15 protein-coding genes and 4 pseudogenes are annotated in these 21,299 nt (G+C 67.7%); 10 read left to right on the top strand and 9 right to left on the bottom strand.

Going from position 1 to position 21,299, the window contains the following annotated elements; all coding sequences use genetic code 11:
* Positions 1-111: 111 nt before the first annotated feature.
* Complete coding sequence (locus KHP12_RS40730) at positions 112-1,707, bottom strand: arabinofuranosidase catalytic domain-containing protein (protein ID WP_372455264.1); 1,596 nt, start codon at positions 1,705-1,707, stop codon at positions 112-114.
* Between the two features lie 1,010 nt (positions 1,708-2,717).
* Here KHP12_RS40730 and KHP12_RS51735 point away from each other — a divergent pair.
* A pseudogene (locus KHP12_RS51735) lies at positions 2,718-3,017 on the top strand (integrase); the annotation flags it as partial.
* Positions 3,018-3,192: 175 nt separating this feature from the next.
* Here the strand turns inward: KHP12_RS51735 and KHP12_RS40720 are convergent.
* A complete protein-coding gene (locus KHP12_RS40720; RefSeq protein ID WP_498073219.1) occupies positions 3,193-3,867 on the bottom strand; it encodes a lytic polysaccharide monooxygenase auxiliary activity family 9 protein in 675 nt (224 codons plus the stop codon).
* A 437-nt stretch (positions 3,868-4,304) separates the two neighbouring features.
* Between KHP12_RS40720 and KHP12_RS51730 the strand changes: the two are divergent.
* Positions 4,305-4,885: pseudogene (locus KHP12_RS51730) on the top strand (hypothetical protein).
* A gap of 636 nt (positions 4,886-5,521) precedes the next feature.
* On the opposite strand, the gene KHP12_RS40710 reads toward KHP12_RS51730, so the two are convergent.
* The 3 genes from KHP12_RS40710 to KHP12_RS40700 all read right to left on the bottom strand — a co-directional run bounded on the left by KHP12_RS40710 (position 5,522) and on the right by KHP12_RS40700 (position 7,686).
* On the bottom strand, positions 5,522-5,923 hold the full coding sequence (locus tag KHP12_RS40710; RefSeq protein WP_086882629.1) for a peptidase inhibitor family I36 protein: 402 nt from the start codon (positions 5,921-5,923) through the stop codon (positions 5,522-5,524).
* 471 nt (positions 5,924-6,394) lie between these two features.
* Positions 6,395-7,042: a hypothetical protein gene (locus KHP12_RS40705; RefSeq protein ID WP_086882630.1), complete on the bottom strand. Its 648-nt coding sequence runs from the start codon at positions 7,040-7,042 to the stop codon at positions 6,395-6,397.
* A 230-nt stretch (positions 7,043-7,272) separates the two neighbouring features.
* Positions 7,273-7,686 carry a peptidase inhibitor family I36 protein gene (locus KHP12_RS40700; RefSeq protein ID WP_167442560.1) on the bottom strand — a complete coding sequence of 138 codons (414 nt, stop codon included), beginning with the start codon at positions 7,684-7,686 and terminating at the stop codon, positions 7,273-7,275.
* 529 nt (positions 7,687-8,215) lie between these two features.
* Here KHP12_RS40700 and KHP12_RS40695 point away from each other — a divergent pair.
* Positions 8,216-12,070 (top strand): nSTAND1 domain-containing NTPase, encoded by a 3,855-nt coding sequence (locus KHP12_RS40695; RefSeq protein ID WP_208653058.1) that lies wholly within the window; start codon positions 8,216-8,218, stop codon positions 12,068-12,070.
* A 47-nt stretch (positions 12,071-12,117) separates the two neighbouring features.
* On the opposite strand, the gene KHP12_RS52580 is transcribed toward KHP12_RS40695, so the two are convergent.
* Positions 12,118-12,243: a hypothetical protein gene (locus tag KHP12_RS52580; protein ID WP_281429938.1), complete on the bottom strand. Its 126-nt coding sequence runs from the start codon at positions 12,241-12,243 to the stop codon at positions 12,118-12,120.
* Positions 12,244-12,308: 65 nt separating this feature from the next.
* On the opposite strand from KHP12_RS52580, the gene KHP12_RS40690 reads away from it, so the two are divergent.
* The 7 genes and pseudogenes from KHP12_RS40690 to KHP12_RS40665 all read left to right on the top strand — a co-directional run.
* Positions 12,309-13,424: an integrase core domain-containing protein gene (locus KHP12_RS40690; protein WP_086882655.1), complete on the top strand. Its 1,116-nt coding sequence runs from the start codon at positions 12,309-12,311 to the stop codon at positions 13,422-13,424.
* A gap of 430 nt (positions 13,425-13,854) precedes the next feature.
* Positions 13,855-14,067, top strand: a complete 213-nt coding sequence (locus KHP12_RS40685; RefSeq protein WP_086882633.1) for a hypothetical protein — start codon at positions 13,855-13,857, stop codon at positions 14,065-14,067.
* Between the two features lie 365 nt (positions 14,068-14,432).
* Entirely contained in the window at positions 14,433-15,011 is a 579-nt protein-coding gene (locus KHP12_RS40680) for a TetR/AcrR family transcriptional regulator (protein WP_086882635.1), read from the top strand.
* Between the two features lie 112 nt (positions 15,012-15,123).
* Positions 15,124-16,419, top strand: a complete 1,296-nt coding sequence (locus KHP12_RS40675) for a hypothetical protein (RefSeq protein ID WP_167442561.1) — start codon at positions 15,124-15,126, stop codon at positions 16,417-16,419.
* Between the two features lie 38 nt (positions 16,420-16,457).
* Positions 16,458-17,339, top strand: a complete 882-nt coding sequence (locus tag KHP12_RS40670) for an alpha/beta fold hydrolase (protein WP_167442562.1) — start codon at positions 16,458-16,460, stop codon at positions 17,337-17,339.
* A gap of 165 nt (positions 17,340-17,504) precedes the next feature.
* Positions 17,505-17,972, top strand: a pseudogene (locus tag KHP12_RS53600) (MFS transporter); the annotation flags it as partial.
* A 125-nt stretch (positions 17,973-18,097) separates the two neighbouring features.
* Positions 18,098-18,469, top strand: a pseudogene (locus KHP12_RS40665) (transposase); the annotation flags it as partial.
* 4 nt (positions 18,470-18,473) lie between these two features.
* Here KHP12_RS40665 and KHP12_RS40660 read toward each other — a convergent pair.
* The 3 genes from KHP12_RS40660 to KHP12_RS40650 form a co-directional block, all read right to left on the bottom strand.
* Positions 18,474-19,115: a winged helix-turn-helix domain-containing protein gene (locus KHP12_RS40660; protein ID WP_308017066.1), complete on the bottom strand. Its 642-nt coding sequence runs from the start codon at positions 19,113-19,115 to the stop codon at positions 18,474-18,476.
* Positions 19,116-19,357: 242 nt separating this feature from the next.
* Positions 19,358-20,527: an aminotransferase class I/II-fold pyridoxal phosphate-dependent enzyme gene (locus KHP12_RS40655; RefSeq protein WP_211834295.1), complete on the bottom strand. Its 1,170-nt coding sequence runs from the start codon at positions 20,525-20,527 to the stop codon at positions 19,358-19,360.
* A 26-nt stretch (positions 20,528-20,553) separates the two neighbouring features.
* Entirely contained in the window at positions 20,554-21,291 is a 738-nt protein-coding gene (locus KHP12_RS40650) for a M20 family metallopeptidase (RefSeq protein WP_308289529.1), read from the bottom strand.
* Positions 21,292-21,299: the final 8 nt, after the last annotated feature.

Genomic DNA, 21,299 nt, shown 5'->3' with positions numbered 1-21,299 from the left:
GCCGGACGGTCGGAAGATCCGGGAGGTGCCGCCGGGCGCCGGGCACGCGGATGCCCGTATCCGGTGGCGAGTGGCCCGTGACGGTGGCGAGCCGGCCACGGGCCGGTCACGTCAGTCGAGATTCCATTGCTGGTTGGACCCGCCGTTGCACGGCCAGAGTTCCGCCAAGGCGCCGTTTGCGGTGGAAGCGCCGGTGACGTCGAGGCAGAGTCCGGACTGGGTGCCGGTGACGGTGCCGTCGGAGTTCAGCTGCCACTGCTGGTTGGCGCCGCCGTTGCACGGCCAGGTCACCACCTTGGTGCCGGCGGACGTCTGGTTGTCGTACGCGTCCAGGCACATCTGGCTGCTGCCGCTGTAGACGGTCAGTTGGCCCGAGGAGGTGCGGGTCCAGGTCTGGTTGGCGCTGCCGCCGCAGTCCCAGATCTGTAGCTGGGTACCGGCCGTGGTGGACGAGTTGGGCACGTCCAAGCACTTGCCCGCCCCCACCGCGTGCAGCGCGCCCGTGCTCGTCCCGCCGGAGGAGTTGCTGTAGCCGGCCGCGGTGATGTTGGCCTGGACCGCGTTCTCGGTGGTGTCCGACGGGTAGCCGGAGGTCATCACGCCCTCGTAGAAGGTGCCTTGGGCGCCCTTGCTGTTGTCCCCGCCGGTGCCCAGGATGATGGCACCCTGCTTCCGCATCGGGTTGTAGCCCGGGACGTTTGGACGCGGCCCGTCGTAGAAGGTGGACAGGGCGCCGGACTGGGCGTTGCCCCCACGGATCGCCCAGTGGTTCGGGCCGCCCTTGATGATGGCGGTCGTGTACCGGTAGTTGATGGTCGGGTCGCCCGCGTTGTAGCGCTGGTTCACCCCGGAGAACAGGCCGTTCTCCAGATCGGCCATGATCCAGGGGCCGTTGCCCGAACCGTAGCCCCAGACCCTGATGTTGCCGAAGTAGATGGCCTCCATGGTGCCGTTGCCGTCGTCGTTGCTGTCCGTCTCGGCGTTGCCGTAGTCGAAGCAGCATCCGCCGTTGTAGTGCGTGCCGTCGAAGATCGCGTACATACCCTCGGGGTTGTCCCCGGTCGCGATGCCGTTGGTGTGGTTGTTGCGGTAACCCGTGCCGGGCGCCACGAAAACGCCGTAGGCCTTGTGACCTCCCACCATGGTGGGCGCGGCGGTCGCGTTCGCGAGGTTGTCGGGGCCGCCCGCAGCACCGCCGCCGGGCGCCTGGGTGAGGTTGTTGCCGCGGCCGGACTGGTCATAGATGATCGTGATGAGACAGGTCGTCCCCGAGCAGAACGAGTCCTGGGCGGCGGCGTCGGCGTATCCGCCCGCGCTCAGGACGCCGATGTTCCGGGTGCTGTTGTCCGAGGCACGCCGGACCTGGTAAAGCGGTCCGTTGTACGAGGCGTACAACGCTCGCGTCGTGCTGTGCGCCGCCACGCAGGGGGTACCGCCTGTCGCGTAGATGTCGCACGGCCCGGACGTGTCAGCACGGGCCGTACCCGCCGTGGCCGTGGCGCCGGCAAGCGCGCCGGCGACGAACACGGCCGCGGCTCCCGCCCGGGCGAACACTGTCGCCGCTGAGCCGGGCGAGCGCGTCGGCAGAGGGAGGTGTGCCCGGCCCGGCACGCGTCCCGGCCTGCCACCGCGCCCTACCGCCGCGAACAACCGTCGCACGCCCCCGCGCACGGACAGCGGGTGGCACCTTGTACGCATGGTTCTCATCTGATCTCCCTACCGTGCCGGCGCGACCCGATCGGGTCGTCTGTGGTGGCGCTGACAATCCGGAAGCGCTTGAAAGTGCCGTTTCCGCAGCGAGATTGCAGAGAGGTTCGGGGGGAGACGGTGCTCCCGGCTTCGTGGACTGTCAAGAGTGCGGAGTCACTTGTTGCGAACCTTGTCGCGGAATCGATTCAACGGCCGATTCCGGCAGTTCGGGACCGATCGGGACGCTCGAACAGTCCCGGGGCGGCGGCAGGCGATGGGCGGCCGGTCTTCCCATCGGGCGGGCCGCGCGGGCCTGCCCGACGGCGTATGGGTGACTGCCCATCATGCGGGTGAGCAGGAACGCAGCCGCCAAGCTCCTGTGGCGAAGGGCCGATTCGGAGAGCACCAGCCGAAGCAGGGGGGCTTCGGGCCGCTCGTCGGCGCCGCCGTCGCTTCACGGCACGGGATTGATCCGCATTCCGCCGGTCGTAGCATCCGTCGAAGCGCTTGCGTGGAATCGATTCACTCCACGCCTTCCGTACGACATGGGACTCGGAAGGCTAGACGGCTCCCTCCAGCCCGACGTCGGCGCCCCGCGGATTCATGGCACTGGGGCACCCAGGCGGCTGCGACGCCGTACACGCGGCTCGCCGCCGCGAACTCGTCACGCTTGCGCCGCTCAGTCACGGTGAAGCGGCGCCGAACCCGCTGGTTCCTGCCCTTGCCGGAAGTCTCATCCGCCCTGGTGGGGACCGCTTCTTCGGATTCCCGAGACCTTGGCCGCGGTCGCTCGAGCCGACACTCTCGCGCAGCTGCTGTCAGCACTGCAAGTGCCGATACATCATCCACGCAGGTCGGAGGCCTGATCACGGATCTTCGGCTCTCCTCGACATTCGCCCAAGTGCCTTCACCCGCAAAGGGCCGGGGCGGCATCATGATCTGTCGTACTGCTGCCCCTGGCCTACCTCGCCACGACCAACTCCCTGGCGTTCCTACACCTCCTGCCGATGAGCGACCGAGACAAGGACATCGAGATCCTCGTCCTCCGGCACCAACTGCTCGTCCTACAGCGTCAGGTCGGCAAGCCGACCCTCACCGACAGCGACCGTGCCACCCTCGCCGGCCTGCTCCACCACCTCCCCAAAGGCAGACTGCGGCACCTTCTGCTGCTGGTCCGCCCCGACACGGTGTTGCGCTGGCATCGCGACCTGCTCAAGCGGCGCCATGCCGCATCCTGCGCACCCAGGCGACGCGGACGCCCACCCACCATCCGATCGATACGCGTCCTGGTCCTGCGCCTGGCCAGGGAGAACACCTCATGGGGGTGGGGAGCCGGCTACCGTGCGACTGCCGTGCGATCGGGCGCGTTCACACCGGGAGCGAAGGGAGCCCCGTCGGGGCAGGGTGACCAAATGGGCCCCCTGCCCCGAGGGAGCTCGGTCGGCCGGGCGGCGGGTTACCGGCGCCCGGCAGAGACCGGTGCCGTGTGCGGCGCTCCCCTGCTCAGCCGAAGTTCACGTCGCTGCACCACATGTAGGCCTGGTCGAGGTGCGAGGCCTGCCAGATCACGAACAGGATGTGGTGTCCGGTGTAGCCGGAGGTGCTGACGTTGAACATGTAGTCCGTCGCCGGGCCGAAGCGGCCGGTCTGCGTGATGAAGTCGAGGTTGCCCCAGCCCAGGGTCTGGGTCTTGGGGTCGAAGCCCTGCTTGCTCACGTAGGCCGTGAAGTAGTCGGCACCGTGGGACGCCTGGTCGTGCACGTGGACCGAGAAGTTGTTGCCGACGGTGGTCGTCTTCCACTGCCCGGGCTTGTTCAGACTGGCGTTCCTCGAGAGGTTGTTGCTGCAGAGCGTCCCGTTGGGGGTCTGCGACTGGAACTGGCCACCGAGGCCGTCGCGGAGCGCGCTCATCCAGTTCCACATGGTGTCGGGGTTGGCCTGGAAGGCCTGCCAACACATGGGGTCTTCGGTCTGCATGGCCGGGTTCATGTGGTCGTTACCCCACCTTTCCCAGCAGTGGTACGCGCGGGAGGCGGGGCCGACGACGGAGCCGTGAGCCTGGGCGGGGGCCGACCAGGTCAGTGCGCCGACAACCACGGCGAACAGCATGGCGAGCACCTGAAGAGGCCGGCGGAGGGCCGACCGGGAACGCCCGGTTAATGGGCTCTGTTTGCGCATGTGGGGGGAACTCCTTCCCGTTGAAAGGCACCATGGGAGCGCTCCCAACCTACGACTTCTGAGTGAAATGTCAATGAAGCAAACGGAGTTGATTACAGGAGTGGGCGGCGATCAGGGAATCTGTCGTGAGCCGGGAGTCACGGGAGGCTTCGGCGACTTCGGTGGCACGACAGTCAGAACCCTTCCCGAAACCGGGAAGCGAGGGTGCGGCCTGCCTGCGTTCCGCGTAATTCGGAGCTCAGAGAGCCACGACACTGCGGGTGCCGATGAATCATCCACGCAGGTCGGGAGCCTGATCACGGATCTTCGGTTCTCCTCGACATTCGCCCCGGGGTCTTCACCTGCGCAGGGCCCCGGCGGCATCATGGTCTGTCGTACTGCTGCGCCTGGCCTACCTCGCCGCGACCAACGCCCTGGCGTTCCTACGGCTCCCGCCGATGAGCGACAGGGAGAAGGACGTCGAGATCCTCGTACTCCGGCACCAACTGCTGGCCCTGCAACGCCGGGTCGGCAAGCCGACCTTCACCGACACAGACCGTGCCACCCTCGCCGGCCTGCTCCACCACCTCCCCAAAGACAGACTGCGGCACCTTCTGCTGCTGGTCCGGCCCGACACGGTCCTGCGCCGGCACCGTGACCTGCTCAGGCGGCGCCATGCCGCGACCTGCGTACCCAGACGGCGTGGACGCCCACGCACGATCCGATCGATACGCGCCCTGGTCCTGCGCCTGGCCAGGGAGAATGCGCCGTGGGGGTATCGCCGGATCGCTGGATACAGAGCTGGCGCAGGGAACTGCTGGACCGGACCTTGATCTGGAGCCAGAGCCACCTTCTCCACGCCCCTCGCGAGTACGCATCCTTCTACAACAAGCACCGCCCGCACAGGGCTCTGAAGCAAGCCGCCCCCCGCCGCCCGCTACCCACACCCATCATCCAACAAGCCCAACTCGCCCACCTGGAAGTCCACAGACGAGACCGACTCAGCGGAACCCTCCACGAGTACCAGCACACCGCCTGAGCTGCGTTCATGATTTATCGGCACCCGCAGAGCCAGGCCGATCTGGGGGCGGCCCGGGAAGCCAACCGTGAGCGGACCCGAACCCTCAACCAGCGTGGAGAGCAATCGGGACCAGGAACTCCCGTACGCAGTAACGCAAGCGCCCCGCGGAGTTCGCCAGCCGCACGTTGGCACGGGTCGTCGAGCTCCGCGGGGCTAAAGGGTCAGCGCGTCGAGGTCGCAGACGCTGCAGTGACGCCCGCCTCCGGCGGGGCCTCAGAACCCTTGTCCGAGGCCTTCCAGTTCTTCTGCCGTCACAGGCTGGTAGTCCTCCCTGACCGACGCCTTGGGGAAGTGGCGGCGGCACAGCAGATGGATGCGGTCCTGCGAGAGGTAGGCCACGGTCTGGTCAGGTCCAACTCCTGCCGACAGGCGGATCGTGGTCGGGTTTGCGTCACGTTGCGCTGCCGCTCGGCTTGCTCCCACCGCCGGGTGCTGGTCGGTTCCAACTCCGGACCGTCGCACCAGACGGGAGTCCTCAACCCGCACCGTATGCCCGGCGACGGCAGAGGCTGCCCGCGTTGCGGACCGCCATGCACGGCGGCGCGATGACGGGCCCCGCGGGTGCGGGAGGTCTGCTGGAACCGGTCGAACGGGTCAGCAGTTCCACTTGGACGAAAGAGGGCTGTAGTTGTTCGCGAGACGAACAAACTCGCCTTTCGAGACGCAGTCGCCAATGGCGCTGTGGTAGTTGGCCTCCCGGTACATCGTCACTCCCCGCCCCGAGGTACCGTTGTTGTAGACGGCGTACGTGAACTTCCCGTCCGCCACCCATGAGCAGTTGTACCAGGAGGGAGCGTTGTCCTTCCACTTGCACATCTCCGAGTAGGAATTGTCCTGAACGTGCCAGGCGCAGAAGTACTGCGCGGGGCATTCGCTTTTATCGATGGGGAAGGCAGCCGGCGCTGCCGACGCCGGAACTGCAGTCGAGGCGGTCATTGCCCCGACGGCGACGGCGGCCGTTGCGGTAAACCGCGCCAGGCGTGAGCGGATCAGCATCTCTCTCCTTTGGTCAGATCTGGTCGGTGCCTCAGGCGGACCCGGAAAATGGGATCACCTTTCGTGAGCTGTCGGGTGACGCCTTTCGTCAGCCGGCCGAGAGTGTGGAGGCGCGCTGACTAGTGTCAGGGCCGTCGCGCATCGCCAGGATCGACGCCCTGCGCGCGGGCCAAGCGCCGCCGGGCCGGCTGGACGTCGGGGACTTCCTGTGGAAGTTTCCCGACGGGTTCTTGACGGGATTGCACCCGTGATCAGGTAGCGCTGCTCTTGGGGTTCGTCATCCGAGGTCGTGCATGGGGCGCTAGTTGCACTGGGAACAGTCCGGCACGTACGCACGCGTGTCGTAAATCAGCCCCGCTAGGCGCGCCGCCCCTGTCGGGACTTAGGGCAGGGGAATCCTTCCAGCGTGACGTGCTTGTGGTGGACGCTGTTGTGCATTTCCTTCACCCTGGGCCGGTGGAGTGCATCTATTTAGCGACCCAATGCCTTCCGCTTCAACGTCTGGTAGCGCCGAAGGTCGGCTCGGGTAGAGTCGTTGAGCGTGGATTTTTCTGCGTCCCGTTGGGCTTCGTACACCGTCTCGTGAAGCCGTACCCTGCACTCGCAGACGTAATCGTCGGACGCGATGCGCAACTCTTTGCGGCCGAGGCTGCGTAGTGCTCTGTTGCTGCCGCCGGTCGACTTTATGTCGCGGGCAAGCTCTTGTCTCGGTGCCTGCAGATCGTCGTACAAGTAGCCTGACTTCCGCATGCATGAGGACCATTTGGCCAGCGCGTTGATATATCGGCCGTCTTTTTCGACCTGGTCCATCACAGCCGCCTGCAAGCCCTCCAGTTCATTCTCAAGCCGGTTCCAGCCCGGCCCGTAGGCTGCTTCCCGGCCCTGGTAGGCGCACCCGTCGGGCCGGTAGGTCAGAACCACTCCGGTCGAAAGAGTGAATTTCTCTACGTGCGTGCCTTCCAGCGTCTTTGTCCAGCCAGTGGAGTGGTGAGCGGCCGGCGGAGCATGGTTGCCCGTCCCACTGAGGATCTCGCCCACTACTCCGTAACCGTCCTGGCGTGCCTGCTCCTTGCGTAGCAGACCGTACGGATTGGTGGTCACCGCACGCTCGCTCACCATCGTTCGCTCCGGCCCGTACCTGAATCCGCGGCGTGCCATGCAATCAGCGACGGCGGACTCCTCTTGCTCTCGCAAACGAGCGGTGTCCGCCACGGAGGTGACAAGGGCGGCGGACAGCGGTCGCGGGTCGAACGAGACTTGCCCTCGGTCGCCGCTACCTGAGAACGAACAGCCAGTCGTGAACGCGGCGGCGGTGACGACGATCTCCGCGAGCCGTGCGGGGGCTCGCCTCATACGCACCAGTTGTTTGAGTAGACATGGTGGTACAAAGCCGTTCCCCATTCCGGGTTGTTGGCCACGTCGTTGAGCGAGTACATGCCCGTGCCGCGGGCCAATGTCCAGTAGTGGCCCGTGTAGTTACGCTGGCTGTAGACCCGCACATTGCAGGAGGTACCGGCGTTCCACAAAGACTCGGCCCCACGGAACTGGGAAAAGCCGGTGAGGTCCGTGTTGTCCTCGTAGACCGCCCCGCGTGATCCGGATTCGTACGTCGAGGTGTAGGCACACAGCGCCCCGGAGGGGCAATCTGCGGCTTCGGCGGTGTCTGCCACCGCCAACGTGGTCAGGACGAGTGCTGCGGCGCCCAGGAAGGAACCGATGGCGAGCTTCCTGGGTATTGGTCTCGCCCTTTGTGTGTTTCCCATGAGACATCCTTCCGTCGATCGTTCCGCTGTGGCTCTCTGCGCCCAGCAGCCCGTCGTACGGGCCGTTGTAGCCCCAGACGTTGTTGTGCGCCCAGCGCTGCTCCCCCGGGCCTGTTTGGCACTCAGGTCGAGGCTGACCCTGGCGAGGGTGACAGCGGCATGGGAGCTCGTTCCTTGCCTCCGGGCCTGCTTGGAGGCAAGGAACCGACGCTCGCACCCGCTGCTCCACGCGTGTTCGCACCGGCTGTGCCTGCGCCTGGCGTCGCGACTGCCGGGCGCCGTGGTGAGCACACCAGACGTGACAGCGGCGAGCTTCTTCATCGTTGACCCTTCTCCGTGGTCCAGATCCTGTTCCGGATCCTGCTGGCGTCCGGTCGTCCGACAGACCGAGGTGAGTCGGCGGAGCGAAGACCGCAGTCGGCTGCTGCCCTTGTTTGTACTGCTGTTTTGTTGTCCGGAATCGGGGGTTGGATGCCGGACAACAAGCTCCGGACAATGAGCCGGATCTGTTTATCCAGGGGAGGTATGGGTGCCACGAGCCGAGCGTCCGTTGGCGGACGACGATGGCGTGCTGACCGCCTTTGCGGCCGACCTGCGGCGATTACGGGCCGAGGCGGGAAGTCCGCCCTACCGTGAGTTGGCCCGTCGGGCGCATTACTCGTCCACGACCCTCGCGGACGCCGCCGCGGGGCGCAAACTGCCGAGCCTGGCCGTCACCCTCGCATACGTACGGGCCTGTGACGGTGATCCGGCCGAGTGGGAGACTCGGTGGCGGTCGACCGCCGCGGAATTGGCGGCCGAGGAACCGGCCGAGGCGTCGCTCGATTCCCTCGACGACGAACGCCGGAGCCCCTACGCGGGGCTCGCGCCGTTTCAGCCGCAAGACGCCGAACGGTTCTTCGGACGCGAACGCCTGACCGACGACCTGGTCACCCGCGTCCGTGACCACCGCTTCCTCGCTGTGTTCGGAGCCTCCGGCTCGGGCAAGTCGTCCCTGTTGCGTGCCGGCCTGCTGCCCAGGGCCGATGCCATCACAGCGGGGAAGGGCGAATGGCGCATGGTACTGCTCGTCCCAGGCCCCCACCCGCTGGAGGAGTGCGCCGCACGACTGGCCGCGTTGAGCGGCGGATCAGCCACCGCCCTGTCCGAGGACCTACAGGAAAAGCCCCGCGCCCTGCACATGACCGTTCTGCAGATCCTCGCCGACCGGCCCGAGGACAGCGAACTCCTATTGATTGTCGACCAGTTCGAGGAGGTCTTCACTCTCTGCACCAGCACACGAGAACGGGCCGCATTCATCGAGGCACTGACCACCGCAGCCCAGGCTGCCAACAGCCGCACTCGCGTCGTGATCGGCGTCCGGGCCGACTTCTACGCCCGCTGCTCCGAACACCCGAAGCTTGTCGAGGCGCTGCGCGACGCCCAGTTGCTTGTCGGCCCGATGACCACCGACGAACTGCGCCGGGCCATCAGCCAACCCGCCGTACAGGCCGATTGCACTGTCGAAACCCCGCTGCTGGCCCGCGTTGTCGCCGATGCCACCGGCCAGCCCAACGCCCTGCCGCTGGTCTCGCACGCCTTGCGCGAGACCTGGCGGCGCCGACGCGGCAACACCCTCACCCTGGCCGGTTACGAAGCCGCCGGCGGTATCCGACATGCTCTCGCGCAGACGGCCGAAACCGTCTTCGCCGGCCTGACGCCTTCGCAACAGCACCTGGCCCGCGCCGTCTTCCTGCGGCTCGTCGTCCTCGGCGAGGGGGCCGACGACACCAAACGACGTGTCGCGCGCGCCGAATTGGACGCCCTCGCTCACCCCGGCACCCAGGCCGTTCTGGACGCGCTGGCCCAGGCCCGCCTCGTCACACTGGACACCGACACCGTCGAGATCACCCACGAGGCACTGCTCCAAGCGTGGCCGCGGCTGGCCGGCTGGCTGAACGAGGACCGGGCAGGACTGCTCACCCATCAGCGGTTGACGGAAGCCGCAACCACCTGGGAGCGCGAGCACAAGGATCCGGGCCTGCTCTACCGCGGCAGTCAGCTGGCCACAGCTACCGAATGGGCCGAACGTCACCGAAGCGACCTCCTTCTCAGTGAACGGGTCCAGGACTTCCTGTGGGCGTCCCTCCGGCAGCAACGCCGGGCCGGTCACCTGCGCCGAGCAGCAGTCGCCGTACTGGCCGTCCTGGCGGTACTGGCCTCAACGGCCGCCGTCGTCGCGTTCCAGCAGCGCGGCGCCGCACGGGCGGAGCGTGATGTTGCCATATCCCGCGAGATCACGGCCCGGTCCGAGCAGGTGGAGAGCAACGACACCTCGCTGGCCGCGCGTCTCAGCCTGGCCGCCTACCGGCTGCGGCCCTCACCCGAGCTCTACACCAGGCTCCTCAGCACCGAGAACACGCCCCTCGCGACCACGTTGACCGGCCACACCGACACCGTTTTCGCCGTGGCCTACAGTCCTGACCGGCGCACCCTGGCCACCGCGGGCACCGACGGCACCGTGCGCCTGTGGGACGTCACCGACTCCGCCCGCCCCAGAGCACTCGGCAAACCCCTCAGGGACCACATCGGCTGGGTGTACTGGTTGGCCTTCAGCCCCGACGGCCGCACTCTGGCGGCCGCGGGCCGCGACCGGGTGGTACGGCTGTGGAACGTCACCGATCCCGCTCATCCCGCGGTGTGGGGCCCGACCCTGAGGGGGCACACCAGTTACGTGTTCTCCGTGTCGTTCAGCGCCGACGGCCGGATCCTCGCCACCTCGAGCTACGACCACACGCTGCGGCTGTGGAACGTGTCCGACCCCGAGCACGCCACGCCCATCGGTCACGCCTTGACCGGCCATGTGGGGGCGGTCGCCTCGGCGACGTTCAGCCCGAGAGGGCGCGTGCTGGCCAGCGCCGGCCACGATCACACCATTCACCTTTGGGACATCGCGGACCCGGCCGAGCCCAAGCCTCTCGGCTCTCCGATGAAGGGCCACAAGGACACGGTCTACGCGGTCGCCTTCAGCCCTGACGGACGCACGCTCGCCAGTGTCAGCGATGACCACACCGTGCGCCTTTGGGACGTGTCCCGCCCCACGCACGCCGCCCCTCTGGGCCCTGCGCTGACCGGCCACACCGACTCCGTGTACGCCGTGGCGTTCAGCCCCGACGGACAGACCCTCGCCACCGCCGGAGCCGACCACACCATACGGCTGTGGAACGTCACCGACCCCCGCCATCCATCGGCCCTCGGCGAACCGCTGACCGGTCACACCGACTACGTTTACTGGCTGGCTTTCAGCCCGGACGGCCGTACGCTCGCCAGTGCCTCCCGTGATCACACGGTACGACTGTGGCATCTTCCCGGTACTCGTCTGGCTACGCCAGGTCCCCTCGACGCCGTCGCCTTCAGCCCCAGTGGTCATCTTCTGGCTACCGGGGGCAGCGACCAGGGCACGAAGCTCTGGGATGTCACCGATCCCGCGCTTCCCAGAGCACTGGCTGCGCTGGCGGGCACCAAGGGCACCGTCTCCAGCGTGGCCTTCAGCCCAAACGACCGCGTGCTGGCCACGTCCGGAGCCGACGGCGCCGTGCGCCTGTGGGACGTCACCGACCCCCGTCGAGCCAGGCGCCTGCGGGTGCTGGGCGGCCACAAGGGCCCGGTCATGCGCGTGGTATTCAGCCCGAACGGCCGCGTGCTGGCCACCGCGAGCGCCGACCACACCGTACGGCTGTGGAACGTCACCGATCCGGGGCGTGCTCGTGCTCTGGGCGTCCTGCAGGGCCACACCGACAGCGTCGAGGCGCTGGCGTTCAGCCCGAGCGGACACGTTCTGGCCAGCGCGGGCTCCGATGACACGCTCCGTCTGTGGAACACGTCGAATCCGGCACAGCCCCGGCTGTTCCGGCCGGCCGTACAAACCGACAGCGGCGGCATTCGCGCCGCAGCCTTCAGCCCGGACGGTCATACCCTCGCCACTGCGAGCGCCGACCACACCGTACGGCTGTGGAACGTCACCGACTCTGCCCATTTCGCACGGGCGGGCCAGCCGCTCACCGGCCATTCCAGCTTCGTCGACTCCCTCACCTTCAGCCCAGACGGGCGTGTCCTGGCCACCGGTGGCGACGACCGGACCGTGCGCCTGTGGGACGTATCTCATCCGGAACATGCCACCGCCATCGGCTCGGCCCTGACCGGTCACGGCGGACCCGTCAACGACACGGCGTTCAGCCCAAACGGGCGTGTCCTGGCAACCGTCGCCGACGACCGCACCCTTCAGCTGACGCGCGTCAGCGTCGGGGTAGCCGTCCAACGGGTCTGCGTCACCACCCACAACGCCCTTACACCGCAGCAATGGCAGCAATACCTGCCCGATCTGCCGTTCCGGTCCCTATGCTGATGCGCCCCGACCCGCCCCTGAGGCGCGCGGAGCCGCCCGCACCAACCTCAACTTCCGTCGGGGACCCGTCGGTTACGCCCCTTGCCGCCCCCGTTGTGGCGCTGTTGCAGGCGCACGGTGAACTTCCCGTCGGGCCGTTTGTACAGCCAGCCACGATCGGCGAGCTTGGTCATCTTCGCCCCTACTGTGGTTGACCTGGGGCTTTGCGATCGCCCGAGTATGGGCCTGATCAGTGATCGTGGGTCTGCGACTGCTCTACCTGATCTTCTGCCGACTACTGAGCTGCCTCCTCCTGGTGGGCCGCTCGACCGCCGCGAAGAACGCCGAGATCCTTGCCCTTCGTCATGAGGCCGCTGTGCTACGTCGGCAGGTCGAGCGGCGGCCGCGGCTCTCATGGGCTGATCGTGCCGTGCTCACCGCTCTCGCCAAGCACCTGCCACCCGTCTTACGTCGCCATCGGCTGGTCACCCCGGGCACGCTGCTGATCTGGCACCGTCGACTCGTGCGCTGGAAATGGCGCCAGAGGGCGGTCAGATCCGGTCGGCCACCGTTACCGGAAGAGACAGTCGGGCTCATCCAGCGCCTGGCGAGAGAGAACCCCACCTGGGGATACGTCAGCATCCAAGGCGAACTGCGACGGCTTGGCCATCGGGTCGCCGCCGCGACGATCCGGCGCGTTCTGCGCCGCTCCGGCCTGCCGCCCGCACCGCAACGCGCATCCCAGCAGACCTGGCGCTCCTTCCTTCGCTCCCAGGCCCACACGCTGCTGGCCTGCGACTTCATGCACGTGGAAACTGTCTTCCTCAAGCGTCTCTATGTGTTCTTCATTGTGGAGATTGCCACCCGGCGCGTCCATGTCCTGGGCGTCACCGCACGCCCTAGCGGCGCATGGGTCACGCGACTCGCCCGCAACCTGCTCATGGACCTCGGCGACAGGGCTTGGTGCTTCCGGTTCCTCATCCGTGACCGGGACAGCAAGTTCACCGCCGCATTCAACGCCGTCTTCGCCGGCAACGGCACAGCCGCCATCCCGACTCCGCCGCAAAGCCCACGGTCCAACACGTTCGCCGAACGTTGGATACGCACAGCCCGGGCCGAATGCACCGACCGACTCCTCATCACGGGTGGACGACACCTGCGGACGGTCCTCGACCAGTACGCCGAGCACTACAACGCCGGACGAGCCCACCGCGGCCTGGACCTACGTGCCCCAGACGACGACCCGAACGTCATCCTCCTGCCCGCAGCCACGGTCAGGCGCCGCCAAGTGCTCGGCGGACTGCTCAACGAGTACCACCCGACGCCACCCCGGCCGCCTTACCGTCCACAGGAAACGCCCAGCTCAGCGGCCTGATCGGAGTATTGACACCCTTCAGGCACACAGGGGCGCGGTACGGCACCGCATGTCTACCGGATCGGGCGACGGACGAATCGGGCACCGTTGACACGTCTGCGAGTTGGGAGCACGAGGGCTCCCCATTGCTCCCATCCGGGAAACGGTTAAGGCCGCTTCCGCTACCTGCGGAAACGGCCTCCGCCCTGCGAAAACGCTAGTCGGGACGACAGGATTTGAACCTGCGACCCCTTGACCCCCAGCCGCGCGACAACTCTCCGCGACGAGCCGTACCACTCTGTAGCAGAGTGCTCGGGGTCGTACACCTGCCCTTGCCGGAAACCTCATCCGCCCTGGTGGGAACGGTTCTTCGGGTTTCCCGAAATCTGGCCGCGGTCGCTCGAGCTCACGCTCTCGCGCAGTTGCCGTCAGCGCGTCATGATGATCGATCGTGCTGCTGCGACTGACTTACCTGGGCGTGACGAACGCGTTCGCGATGCTGCGCCTGCTGCCCATGGCCGATCGAGACAAGGACGTCGAGATCCTCGCCCTGCGCCACCAGATCACCGTGCTGGAACGCCAACTTGGCAAGGACAAGATCCGGTCCCGCCGAGCGGGCTGTCCACCCCCGAATGACAAACGGTGTGGGGGACGCCGACACTGAGCAACATCGTCGCGAACGTAGTGCTCGGGTATGTCTCCGACAAGATCGGCCGCATCCGGACAGTGGCGTGGTTCCTCGTAGGGCACTCCTACTCCGGAGCCCTGCTGGGAGAGGCCGGCGGCGCACCCAACATACGCGCCATGGTGTTCGTCAAAATGCTGATTCCCGTGGCATGACCGCTGCTCCGTGTTCGCATGGCGCGCAAGAGAGGGATGTGAGCAGATCGACAACCCGGGCATACGGCCGCAAGGGTGCCGATGACGGCGATGGGGCCGTCCGGGGCTGAAGATCACCGCACCTCGGCACACCTTGGCCGCCGTCTCCGCATTCTTGAGCGTGCGATCCAGATAGGTTACGGTGGGGCCATGGCAAGGACCCGGGAGTTCGACACCGAGGCGGCGGTGAGCCGCGCGATGGAGCTGTTCTGGACGCGCGGCTACGAGGCGACCTCGGTGCGCGACCTGACGCAGCACCTGGGAATCGGGCAGGGCTCCCTGTATGCCGCGTTCGGCGACAAGGAGGGCCTGTACCGGGCGGCGCTGGAGCACTACCGCACTACCCTCGCGGCGGCCGCCCTGCGCAGCCTGGAGGAAGGGACGGACGCCCGGTCGGCGATCCGCGCGATGCTGGTCGAGCGAGTCCGGATCGCCGTGGAGGACAACGGCCGGGGCTGCCTGGTAGTCAACGCCGCCTGCGAGCGCCTGCCGGAGGATGCGGCGACCCGGCGCACCGTGCGGGACATGCAGGACGCCAGCCGGGATGCGCTCGCCGAGGTGCTGCGGGTCGCGGCGGAGCGGGGCGAGATCGCGACGCGGCACGGCCCGCACACCCTCGCCGCCTTCCTCGTCACCTTCCTCAATGGACTGCTGGTCTCCTCGAAGATCACGCCGGACGTCCGCAGCCTCGAACCCCTCGTGGAAGTCGCGCTGGCCTCCCTCGACTGACTTTTCCATGCCCAAAATCTGTATCAGGCGATCCAGAAAAGCCGTCGGATCCCGCGCGGGCACGGAGTCCGACGACACCCACCACCGCTTCATCGAAGACTTCGGAGGACCCATGCACCCCGCACCCACCCCGAGTACGCCCGCTCTCGGCGGCAGCCGCTGGAACACCTTCCCCGCGGCCGGCGCCACCCTGACCGCCCGCGATTTCTTCACCGCCACCGAGCCACTGCTGCAGGGCATCATCGATGACAACGCCCTCACCACCGCCGACGGCGAGGTGCTGGAGGACCAGATCCGTGCGACACTCACCCTCGGCACCCGGGAGACCTCCCTCTCGCTGGCCATCGGCCCCGACACCGCCTCCGCAGCCCGCGAACTGGGCGCGCAGGCCGAGACCATCGGCCAGGAGCTCGCCTCATGGTCCGCCAAGGCACTGGAGAGGCTGCTCACCGATCCGGTACCGCTGCCCGCCGGCCCGCTGGTCGTCCGCAGCCACTGCTACGGCCACCTGCTCACCCCTCCCGCAGCCGATCTGCTCCGCGGCCGACGCGGCGGACCCGTCACAATGCAGCTCTACAACGAGTGGCTCCACCAGATCGTCCTGCTGCGCGACGCCCTGCTGCCCTTCACCAACTGGCAAGACGTCCCGCTCCTGATCACCCCAACCGGACTGCGGCACACCGAACCGGCCCGCGACGCGTTCCTCACCGAACTCCTGGTCCGCCAGATCCGGCACACCAGCATCGTCGCCTTCGCTCGCAACGTCGTCACCGGCACCTCCGGCCCGGCCGGCTACGGCTTCGAGGCGGGCGGGGGCACCGCCCTGCCCGCCGTCCTCGACCAGCCACCCCTGACCGCACCCCGGCACCTGCTGACCTGGCGCCCCAACCCGACCACCGAAGAAACCGCCACGTATGTCGCCGAGGTGCAGGACTACTACGCCGCACCCCGCACCCTCGTCGAGGACCTGCCGCCCGCCACCACGACCACCGGCCCGCTCTCCGCCCGTACCGTCACCGCGCCGGTCGCCGACGGGACCCGCACCGCCCGCATCGAGATCGCCCATGACGGCACCACCGCCCGCGTCGACCTCGGCCAGGCCCTGCGCGGCCACCGCTACGCCCACCGACCGGACCCCGCCGCGGGCGACGCACCGGTCGACGACTCGCCCCGCACCGCGAACGTGTGGACGACCCTGCGCGCACCGGGACTGGTGTGGTCTGAAGCAGGCGAGGTCACCCTGGACGCCACCGGCCAGGACGACCTCGTCGTCCTGGCCCTGCTCGGCCGGCTCTACCCCGAGAACGTCACCCTGCGCCCCGCCGTCCGTTCCGCTGCCCGGACAAACGCGGACGGCACCGGACCGAGCCGCCTGGTGACCCTCGTCGACCCTCCGCAAGCCCGCTGACACCCGCATCGCGAAGGACACCAGGAAGGTGGGAAAACATGATGTACGACCATGACGGAACGCCCGTCCGCACGGGCCGCGCCACCGTCAACGGAACGAGTCTGCACTACCGCACAGCCGGGTCCGGCCCCGCAATAGTGCTCCTGCACGGCGTGCCCAAGACCGGCTACCACTGGCGCCACCTCGTCCCGAAGCTCACGCCCCACTACACCGTCGTCGTGCCGGACCTTCGCGGTCTCGGCGACTCCGCCCGCCCCTCGGACGGCTACGACTCCGCGACGATGAGCGACGACATCGCCGAGCTGATGACCCACCTCGGACACGAGACATACGCCGTGGCGGGCGAGGACTGGGGAGCGGTGATCGGCTACCAGCTCGCCGCCCGCCACCGCGACCACGTCACCGCTCTCGTGTTCGCCGAGGCCCTGTTCCCCGGATTCGGCTTCGAGGACCACACAGCCCTCACCCCCGAGAATGTCTCCAGCGGCATGCACCTGTGGCACCTGGGCTTTTACTTCCAGCCGGACATACCCGAGATGCTGATCGCCGGACACGAGCGCGAGCTGATCACCTACATGATCAAGTACGAGCGCAGCCACCCCGACAGCGCCACCCCCGACGCGGTCGACGAATACGTGCGCTGCTACTCCATGCCCGGCGGCATCCGCGCGATGCTCTCCATCTACCGGGCCATGCTCGTCGACGCCGAACAGAACCGGCAGACCGCACAGAAGAAACTGGACATCCCGGTCCTCGCCCTCGGCGGATCCGCGTTCATCGGCGACCGCAACGAGTCCCAGATGCGGCTCATGGCCCACGACGTCACCGGACACACCTTCGACGCCGGCCATGACCTTGCAGAGGAAGTACCCGACGAGATGGCCGACGTCGTCCTGCCGTTCCTGGCCACGTACCTGTAGCCGGCGCCTGGCCGCCGAGGTCGGCGATCCGAAGCGGCCCGCCAGGGCGAGGGGCCTCGTGGCTGAAACGAACGATCTGGTTCCAACAGCCACGGGGCCCCTCGTCCCTACCAGCGCCCGGCGGGCGCGCTCCAAGCACTCCTCTACGAAACGAAATTGAGCACCATGCGCAACCCTGGAAACCCGGGAGAACACCGTCCCCCGCTGATCACCGCTGTGCTCTCCTGTGCAACGTTCACGGCCGGAGTCGCCGAATACGTCCTGACGGGACAGCTCGACCTCGTCGCCCAAGGGCTCGGAGTCAATGAGGCGACCGCAGGCCAGCTCGTCACCGTCTTCGCTCTCGCGTACGGGCTGCTGACGCCCGTTCTTGTCGTGATGACGGCGCGAGTCGAACGGCGCCTCCTCATATCGGCAGCTCTGCTCGTCTTCGCGGCCACGAACATCGCGTCCTGGCAGAGCCCCACCCTACTGACGATCATGGCGCTCCGGGTCGTCATGGCAGCGAGTACCGGTCTCATCGTCGTCACAGCACTGGGCCTCGCGGTGCGCCTCGCGCCTGCCGAGCGCCGTGCACGCGCGGTCTCGACCGTCGTGATGGGCATCACGGCATCCCTGGTCCTCGCAGTGCCGACCGGACGCGCCATCGCCGAACACTGGGACTGGACAACCATCTTCCCCCTCTTTTCGATCTTGAGGGGTGGCAGTCGAACTGGGAGTGGGCCGAGGTCCGGCCGCTGCTGCCGGTGCCGGGCTGGATGCGCGGGCGGGGCGGCCGGCGGGAAGGGTATTGCCACCGCGCGCTGCTGGACGCAGTCCGGTATCTCGTGGACAACGGGATCAAGTGGCGGGCGATGCCGGCCGACTTCCCGCCGTGGGAACGGGTATATGCCTTCTTCCGCCGCTGGCGCGACCACGCCCTGGTCGAGGAGTTCCATGACCGGCTGCGCGCGCAGGTCCGGATGAGGCTGGGCCGGGACGCAGAGCCGACGGCGGGCGTGATCGACTCGCAGTCCGTCAAGGCGGACGCCGTCGTCGGCACCGACAGCCGCGGCTTCGACGGCGGCAAGAACATCAACGGGCGCAAGCGGCACGTCGTGGTCGACACCCTCGGCCTGCTGCTGGGCGTCATGGTCACCGCCGCGGATGTCGGCGACCGCACCGCTGCCCAGGCCCCGTTAAACCGCACCGTCGGTGTGCCCCCTTTGGGCACCCAGGTGCGTGCGCGGTGCGACGTCGTCGAGACGGCGGCTTCGTCCTCGAAGACCAGCCATGCCCCGAGCGCCGCCGCAGTGGCTTTGCCCGCGGCCAGGTCTCCTTCACCCATCCCTCCACCGCCGCATCGTCGCGTTCGACCGCTCGACGCGCAGGCCGCTGACATGACCAGCCGTGCCGCCGCAGCAACTCCCACACCCCGCGGACCGACAACAACACGCCCAGCTGGTCTGCGATCAGCAGCCGCATCCGCGAGAGCGTCCACCGCTCATCCGGCCAACCCTGAGCTCTCGCGCCGCACCGCAGCAGTGGTTCGAGTATGACGAAGTCACGGTCGTCGACCTTGGGCCGCTTGGCCGGTCCCGTAGGACTCAGTGCCTGCCGTCCTCCCTCGCGCCAGGACCGGCGCCACCGCTCCACCGACCGCTCACTGACCCGCAGATCCTTCGCGATCACCGCGTTCTTCTCGCCGCGAGCGGACCGCTCACCCACGTCGTACCGGATCCGCTCCCGAAACCGCCGCCGCTCCGCGGTCAGCCCGCCGCCCTGCGCGTACCGCATACCACCGGCTACCGCAGGGATCACAACACGTCACCACCCCCGACAACTATCCGAGGAGATCAGCAACCCGTGCGGAACCTCAGCACGTCGAAGAAGCGACCGCACATCAACCGTTCCATGCCCACTTTGCTGCGCCACTGCCGCTTGCAACGCCGAGCCCGTCAGGCAGCTGGGGACCGATGGCTCCGCAGTCTGTGACAGCATCGCCTGCATGGTGAAGGCGTCACCGCGGACCCACCGAATCACGCGAGAGTCTGCGGAACCGGGTGGCGCTCCAGAGCAGTGATCACTTGGTCGATGGCGGTCTGGGAGTGAGTGGCTGTGACCTGCAGTCGCAGCCTCGCTTCACCAGCGGGTACCACGGGGAAGGTTATGGGTGTCGTGAAGACGCCTTCGTCGCGGAGCTTTTGCGCGAGGCTTTGAGTGCGCTTTTCGTCTCCGGTGATCACAGGCACGACGGGATGCTCCCCGGCATAGGTGGAAAGCCCGAGCCGCGCGACTCCTTCGCGTAGCTGTCGGGTGCGAACGCGCAGGGTATGCAGGGCAGTTGTGTCCTCCTGCAGTATGTCCAAAGCGGCCAGCGCACCGGCGATGACGGCAGGGGGCGGATTGTTAGAGAAGGTGTAGGGGCGCGACAGGCTGCGCAGTGTATTGGTGAAGTCGGTCGACGCCGCAACGAAGCCGCCCGTCGCACCGCCGAGCGCCTTGCCCAGTGTCCCGCTGATGAGGTCGACATCGCCCAGGCAGTCCTGCTCTTCTGCGGTGCCTCGCCCCTGCCTGCCCAGGACGCCGATGCCGTGGGAGTCGTCCACGACGAGCAGCGCGTCGAATTCGTTCGCGAGGTCGCGCAATGCGGTCAGCGGCGCCTGGTCGCCCTCCATACTGAACACGCCGTCAGTGACGATCACCTTGACGTCGCAGTGCGCATGCTCCTGCATCTGGCGGCGCAGATCCGCTGTGTCGTGGTGGCTGTACAGCCCCAGATGCGAGACCCTGCGGTGCTGGGCACGGATGGCATCGATGATGCTGGCGTGGTTGAGGCGATCGGAGAAGACCGTGAGGGTACTGCCTGCCTGGGTCGCCAGCACCGCCAGCGCGCCGAAGACCGCAGCATTGGCGTTCCAGCAGGACCCATGCAGGACGGCGTCCTCACAGCCGACCCACGAGGCTATGCGGCGTTCCAGCGTCCGGTGCAGGACGGTGTTGCCGCTCAGAACGCGGCCCGCAGCATTGCCGAGTCCCCAGTCCTCCAGGGTGCGGCGTGCAGCGGCCACCACGCGTGGGTGCCGGGCGAACCCCAGATAGTCACACGATGCCATGTTCACCAGGTCCCGTCCGCCGATGCGGACGATCTGGCCGGGCCCCGCCTCCAGCACGAGCGGGGGACTGCCGGCTTCGGCAGCGCGCGCCATGACGACTGCGGTGAGAGCAGGAGGTATCACGCAAGCATCTCCTGTGCGTAAAGGGCGTAGACGGCGGCGGCGCGACGTATCGCACTCTCGTCGACGTACTCGTTCGGGCCGTGTGAGACGTCAAGGCGCCCTGCGCCGTATCCGAACGCGGGGATGCCGAGCTGGGCGTACCAGCGAATGTCGAGGTCCTCTTCAGGGTTGTAACGGCCGTCGACGGTGAAGTAGACGGACGCTGGGATCACGTTGAAGTTCGACCCGCCACCGGACAGGCCGCCCACTACCAGCATGGTGCCGAGCGCGTCGTCACCGTTCATCGGGAAGCGGGTGTGCCGGGCTGCCATCTCCTCGGCGTACGCCTCGACCGGGCGGGCCACGTGCAGCATGTGCTGGAAGGCGTTGATGCCTTTGTTGGCCTGGCCGACGTGTGCTTCACATCCCTTGAGGTCGACGCGCAGGGAGACGGCCCCTCGGGCCGCGTGCCATATCCCGCCCCCGCTCGGCCCCCCCGTCACCATGGCGACGGCTCGCTCGTCGATCAGCCCCGCCTGACGCAGGTGGCCGGATCCCGCGACGCTGCCGGTCTCCTCGTCGCACACCAGGTGAAGCACGACGCGGCCGTCGCCGAGCAGTCCGAGTTCCTTGGCGGCAGCGGCTCCGTAGAGCATGCTGACGATGCCGCCCTTCATATCCGCAGTGCCGCGGCCGATGATCCTTCCGTCGCGGCGTTCTGCGATGAACTGCTTGCGGTCCTGATCCGGCACCACCTCGAAGT

This window comes from Streptomyces asiaticus, assembly GCF_018138715.1.
GTDB lineage: Bacteria > Actinomycetota > Actinomycetes > Streptomycetales > Streptomycetaceae > Streptomyces > Streptomyces asiaticus.
The sequence above is the reverse complement of the archived record's forward strand: the minus strand, read 5'-3'. Positions and strand labels throughout refer to the sequence as shown.